Source organism: Siminovitchia fortis, assembly GCF_007681465.1.
Lineage (GTDB): Bacteria > Bacillota > Bacilli > Bacillales > Bacillaceae_C > Siminovitchia > Siminovitchia fortis.
Genome location: NZ_VEKZ01000052.1, coordinates 23,298 through 29,453, shown reverse-complemented (window position 1 = coordinate 29,453; position 6,156 = coordinate 23,298). Strand labels below are relative to the sequence as shown.

The 6,156-nt window shown below is 44.7% G+C and carries 5 protein-coding genes; all 5 read left to right on the top strand.

Annotated features, from left to right (window positions below):
- Positions 1-133 precede the first annotated feature (133 nt).
- Positions 134-895: an NAD-dependent epimerase/dehydratase family protein gene (locus FS666_RS14875; protein WP_244943928.1), complete on the top strand. Its 762-nt coding sequence runs from the start codon at positions 134-136 to the stop codon at positions 893-895.
- 76 nt (positions 896-971) lie between these two features.
- The gene (gene recQ, locus FS666_RS14870) at positions 972-3,107 is read left to right on the top strand and encodes a DNA helicase RecQ (RefSeq protein ID WP_144463437.1); all 2,136 of its coding nucleotides are present in this window, start codon (positions 972-974) and stop codon (positions 3,105-3,107) included.
- 91 nt (positions 3,108-3,198) lie between these two features.
- Complete coding sequence (locus FS666_RS14865) at positions 3,199-3,510, top strand: hypothetical protein (RefSeq protein ID WP_144463438.1); 312 nt, start codon at positions 3,199-3,201, stop codon at positions 3,508-3,510.
- A 412-nt stretch (positions 3,511-3,922) separates the two neighbouring features.
- A complete protein-coding gene (locus FS666_RS14860) occupies positions 3,923-4,801 on the top strand; it encodes a Cof-type HAD-IIB family hydrolase (protein WP_390615515.1) in 879 nt (292 codons plus the stop codon).
- Between the two features lie 220 nt (positions 4,802-5,021).
- Positions 5,022-6,152: a DUF418 domain-containing protein gene (locus tag FS666_RS14855; RefSeq protein WP_390615513.1), complete on the top strand. Its 1,131-nt coding sequence runs from the start codon at positions 5,022-5,024 to the stop codon at positions 6,150-6,152.
- Positions 6,153-6,156: the final 4 nt, after the last annotated feature.

Sequence of the window (6,156 nt, the reverse complement as noted above, 5' to 3'; positions counted from 1 at the left end):
ACTACCATGCCCTAATTATAAGGTTTTTTTGTGTTTATTTTTAATGAAAATTGGGATGATTTTCAACACTTTGATAGTTTGTGTGCGAGTTAAATTACTTGACTTTTGCTTGAAATTTTAATGCAACACTAGTGTGAAAAAATATGAGGTGGATACTATCATCCATCTGGCGGCCCTGCTTTCGGCTTCGGCGGAAACAAAGCCGCTTCAGGCCTGGAACCTTAACATGGGAAGTCTTATCAATGTATTGGAGGCGGCCCGGGAGCTCGGCCTGAAAGTTTTTGTACCGAGCTCCATCGGCGCTTTCGGTTCTGATACACCGAAGCAGCAAACACCGCAGGTCACGATCCAGCGGCCTTCCACGATGTATGGGATCAATAAAGTGGCAGGCGAACTTCTTTGTGATTACTATTTTCATAAATATGGCGTGGATACACGCGGCGTCCGTTTTCCCGGGCTTGTTTCATACGTTGCCCCTCCGGGAGGGGGGACTACAGATTACGCTGTGGAAATCTATTTTGAAGCGACTCGGAAAAAACGTTATACCTGTTTTGTCGGCCAAAATACCTGCTTGGACTTGATGTATATGCCTGATGCGTTAAATGCTGTCGTGCAGCTCATGGAGGCTGATCCGGGAAAGCTTAGATTCCGGAACTCCTATAATATTACGGCAATGTGTGCCACACCCGAAGATATCGCAAATGAAATTAAAAAGCATATTCCTTCGTTTGAAATCGATTATAAAATTGACCCGGTCCGGCAGGCGATTGCTGACAGCTGGCCAGACTCTTTGGATGACTCTGCCGCCCGGAAGGACTGGGGGTTTAAAGCGGAATTTGGGCTGGAGGAAATGACGGAAGATATGCTGGAAAAAGTAAAAAAGAAACGATCATGAGCCGCCTGTGTCTGTAGCAGGAAGGCTCTTTATTTTGATATACTTGGACTATCAAAACATCTGGAGGTCTGTAGCATTGTTGACGAAAGCAAAGGGCTTTCTGCAGTCTTACTTTGGATTTGACGAATTCCGCCGGGGACAGGATACGATTATCCGAAAAGTGCTGGAGGGTGAGGATACTCTGGGAGTCATGCCGACCGGAGGCGGCAAGTCCATCTGTTACCAGATTCCCGCCTTATCGCTCCGTGGAATAACAATCGTTGTCTCTCCACTGATATCACTGATGAAGGATCAGGTGGATGCACTGGAAAAGGCCGGTATCCCTTCTACTTTTATTAACAGTACCATTACGGGTGCAGAAATGCGGGAGCGGATGTCCGGGCTATATAGCGGTAAATATAAACTCGTTTACATTGCACCGGAAAGATTGGAGACCGATTATTTTTTAAGGCTCCTCGAAGAGGTGCATGTTTCTCTCGTCGCAATAGATGAGGCGCATTGTATTTCCCAGTGGGGCCACGATTTTCGGCCGAGCTATTTATTGATCCGCAAATTGATTAATAAAATCAAACCAAAGCCGACAGTGTTGGCTTTGACTGCCACGGCGACTCCACAGGTGCGTGAGGATATCCGCCAGCTTCTGGATATTAGTGCGGACAATACAATTGTGACCGGATTTGAAAGGGAAAATCTTCGCTTCCATGTCGTAAAGGGGCAGAACCGCGATCTGTTTTTGACCGACTATGTTCAAAAAAATTCCGGACAGGCGGGTATAGTTTATGCGGCGACAAGGAAAGAAGTGGAGCGGTTATATCAGCTGTTGAAAGCAAAGGGGATCGCGGTTGGTAAATACCACGCGGGAATGTCGGAAAAAAACCGCGAAAGTTATCAGGAGCAATTTTTATATGATGATATTGATGTGATGGTTGCTACTAATGCCTTTGGGATGGGTATCAACAAATCGAACGTAAGGTTTGTAATCCACTATCATATTCCGCGGAACATGGAGTCGTATTATCAAGAGGCGGGCAGGGCAGGAAGAGACGGGGAAGAAAGTGACTGCATCTTGCTTTTTGCCCCCCAGGACAGCCATATCCAATCATTTCTCATTGACCAGTCCGACATGGACGAGCATCGCAAGGAAAACGAGTTTGGCAAGCTGAGGAAAATGATGGCCTATGGCCATACAGAGTCTTGTTTGCAGCAATATATCCTGCACTATTTTGGCGAGGAAGATCCCCCTGTTTGTGGAAAATGCGGCAACTGCACGGATGACCGGGAGCAGGTCGATGTGACGGTAGAGGCCCAAATGGTTCTGTCATGCATCAGGCGCATGAATGAGAGATTCGGTAAAACGATGATTGCCAAGGTGCTGACTGGTTCCGCAGATCAAAAAATACGAAGTTTCGGATTTGATCGGCTGTCTACCTATGGAATCATGAAGGACAAGACACAAAAGGAGACAACGGAGTTCATCGATTTTTTAACGGCGGAAGGGTATTTGCGTCCAACTGACGGATCATATCCCATTTTGATGTTGACCGAAATGGCCGGGGATGTTTTGCGGGGAAAAGAAAAAGTGATGAGGAAAGAAAAGGTGCGCATCGCACAAATTGTGGAGGACAATATGCTGTTTGATGTACTGCGTAAACTTAGAAAAGGAATTGCCGATGAGGAGAATGTTCCTCCATATATCATTTTTTCTGATGTGACATTAAAAGAAATGAGTGCATTGCTTCCGAGAAATGAAGCTGAGCTGATGCAAGTCAAGGGTGTAGGTGAGCGGAAGTTGGAGGCGTACGGACAGGCGTTCCTGAAAGAAATAAATAAGTATTGCGAAGAGCAGGGAATTGAAAGGCCGGAAGTGGGCCTGCCGATTGGGCATACGGCCAAACAGCGGACGGGGAGAGTCTCAAGCAAGGAACCAAGCCATCATATAACCTATCGAATGTTAAAGGACGGCCTTTCCATTGCAGAAATTGCTGCTGAGCGCGGCGTGGCGGAAAGGACAATAGAGGGGCACCTGTTGAAATGTCCTGCAGACGGATTGGAGGTGGATTGGTCGGAATTCGTCCCCAAGGAATATGAACCATTGATACAGGAAGCCGTTGAACAGGCAGGGGCGGAACGACTAACGCCAATTAAAGAGCTTCTTCCGGAGGAAATCAGCTTCTTTATGATTCGAGCCTATTTGGAAAAACAAAAAGCATGAAAGAACCTGCCAAAATCTGCATGGTGCGGAAATGGCGGGTTTTTCTTGTTGTTTAGCGTACTATAAAATGCTCAGGTTGTGAGTAACTTATTTGTCACTTAGTGTTGCGTCTGGCTCCAGCGCCTATCGACTAGCAGACTTCACGCTTCTTCCTACGATAAGTCAACATCGCTCCGCTGCGCTGCGCGTGTTGTCCGGCTGCGAGTGCCATCGGCTCGAGGTCATAAGCCAATCGCTGCTGAAGGCAAACTACGCCTTCTTCAGCGCTCGTCTTATGCTTGTCGCCGATAAGCAGGCACTCTCCGCCTTTCCTTATCCTTTATCTCGTCAGAAGCGCTCCAGTCTGTACGTCGATAAACAGGCGCTTGAGCCTTTGTTCTGGAACAAGGGAGGAAGTTCATAATCAAACGTTTGATTAACATATGTGGCAGGGGGCATTACTTTTATCAAACGTTTGAATAATAATTGGGACAGGGGTGCAGTTTTCTTAATCAACCGCTTGATTAGCATTTGTGACGGGAGTTGTGTATTCTTAATCAACCGTTTGATTAATCGTTGGTGTAAGGGGCGTGCATTCTTAATCAACCGTTTGAATAGTATTGGAGAAAGGGTCCTGTTTTCTTAATCAACCGTTTGATTAGTGGTCGGTTTGGGGTATCGGATTCCTAATCAACCGTTTGATTGGCTTTCCCCCGAGGACCTTTTTCGATAAAATTCGAGGAACCTCCCAAAGTGGGTTTCGTTGCATTTTTGCGGTTTTTTCGCTAGAATACATGCCAATAACAGAGGACGGAAAAGCCTAAAGCGAAGGGGATATGACATTGATAAAATGTATCGCCACCGATATGGATGGAACGCTGCTCAATGCCAGTCAGGAGGTAAGCGAGGAGAATAAGCTTGCAATTGAAGCGGCCCGGAAACAGGGAATTGACTTTCTTGTTGCGACAGGGCGCTCCTATCATGACCTGCGTTATGTTTTGGACAAAGTTGGCATTCGGTGTCCTGCAATCTGCCTAAACGGAGCGGAAATCCGGGATGCAGAAGGGAATGTTGAATTTGGCATCGGATTAGAAGCAGTGATCGCGGAGAAAGTAGCTTATGTACTCGACAATGCGGATATGTACTATGAGCTTTATACGAGCAATGGGACATATACTACCAATTACGAAAAGGGAATTCAGGCCGTCATGGATATTTACCGGACTGCAAACCCATCCATTGAAGTTTCAAAGTTGAGGCAAAGGGTTGAAAAGCGCTTTAAGAAACGTCTGATCAAAATCGTGGATGATTTTGATGATGTTTTTGGATCGGAAGACATTACCACCTATAAATTTTTCGGATTTTCAAAAGATCAATCACTGCTTGTTGAGGTAAGCAAGCGGCTTGAACAAATAAATGGGATCACAGTGACAACTTCCGGACGCCAGAACATTGAAATCACTCACAAGAATGCCAAAAAAGGGAATGCATTAAAGCGTTATACGGAAAAAAGGGGAATCTCCCTTGAAGAGACCATGGCTCTCGGCGATAATTACAATGATTTATCCATGCTGGAGATGGTCGGGCACTCAGTTGCAATGGGAAACGCCGAAAAAGAAATAAAGGATACCTGTCGCTATGTAACAGGATTGAATACGGAAGACGGGGTAGCCGAAGCCATTTATAAAGCACTCGAGGAAATGGCTATCTCTTGAATTGGAAATTCCTATAAGACTCTTACCATAACCGACTACGACAATATTGAGCTGCATCGCAATTGTTAGATGATGTCTACATCTACAGTTGGGAGCAGTTTTTTACTTTTCCCTTAAAAGTTATGACACCTGTCATATATAACATCTGATAGGTGTGAATTCTCCCTCGCTTTTTTTCCAGATACAATCGGATTAACCGATTTTTCAAAAAGCGAGGAGGTTGACTATGAAAAAAGAACGGATTCGTCTACTGGATATTTTACGGGGATTTGCAATTGCAGGAACATTGGGTACCAACATTTGGATTTTTGCCCATTTAGGGGATTTGTCATATATTACTACATATGAATATTCATCTTGGTGGTCGCTTGAAGACTTTTGGAGAATGTTCATCTTATTTTTAGTAAACGGGAAACTGCTGGGCTTGCTGACGATTATGTTTGGAGTAGGGCTGGAGTTAAAGTATAGACAGTCACTCAGAAAGAACCAGCCTTGGCCAGGCCTGTATATATGGACGTCATGTATATTGATCATGGAAGGGTTCATTCATTTTTTATTCGTCATGGAGTATGATATTTTGATGAGCTATGGGATTACAGCTATCATTGTGTCACTCATCATTAAAGGCGGCGACCGTACTATTTCCAGAACGATGAAGGTGATCGGTGGTATTCACGCCGCATTTGTACTTTTTCTGTTACTGGTCGGCATCCTGGGGGCGAATATGTCTTTGGGGAGTTTTTACGAAGTCACTTTACTGTACAAAGATGGTACATGGCTTGAACAGGTAAAGTATAGATTAGATCATTTTCTGCTCCTTAGAAGTGAAGCCATTCTTGTGATTCCAATGAATATCTTTCTTTTTTTGCTCGGTGTACGATTGATGCGTTCAGGAGTTTTTTCGCCAAATGAGAGCGGGAAGCGCAAACGAAAAAAACTGTTCAATATAGGGATTTATATCGGTGTCCCATTAAACCTCCTGGTTTTTATTCCAGGTGGAGCTTTTGACCTTCCTGTCCGCTATCTATTTGCCCCGATTTTATCACTGGGGTATTTGGCCTTGATTGCGAGAATGGTAGAAAGAAATGAAAGATTGTGGATTTGGCGGCGATTGGAACAAATGGGAAAAATGTCTTTAAGCTGCTATGTGATGCAAAACCTAATTGCTTCCTTTATTTTTTACGGATGGGGATTGGGACTTGGGGGAAAGGTGAACTCCCTGACCGTCATATTATTATGGATTCTTATTTGCTGCTGTCTCATGATCATTTCTTCATTTTGGCTGAAATATTTTACGTTGGGCCCAATGGAATCCATGCGCAAACATGCTACTGGTGTTATGCAAAGATGAATTT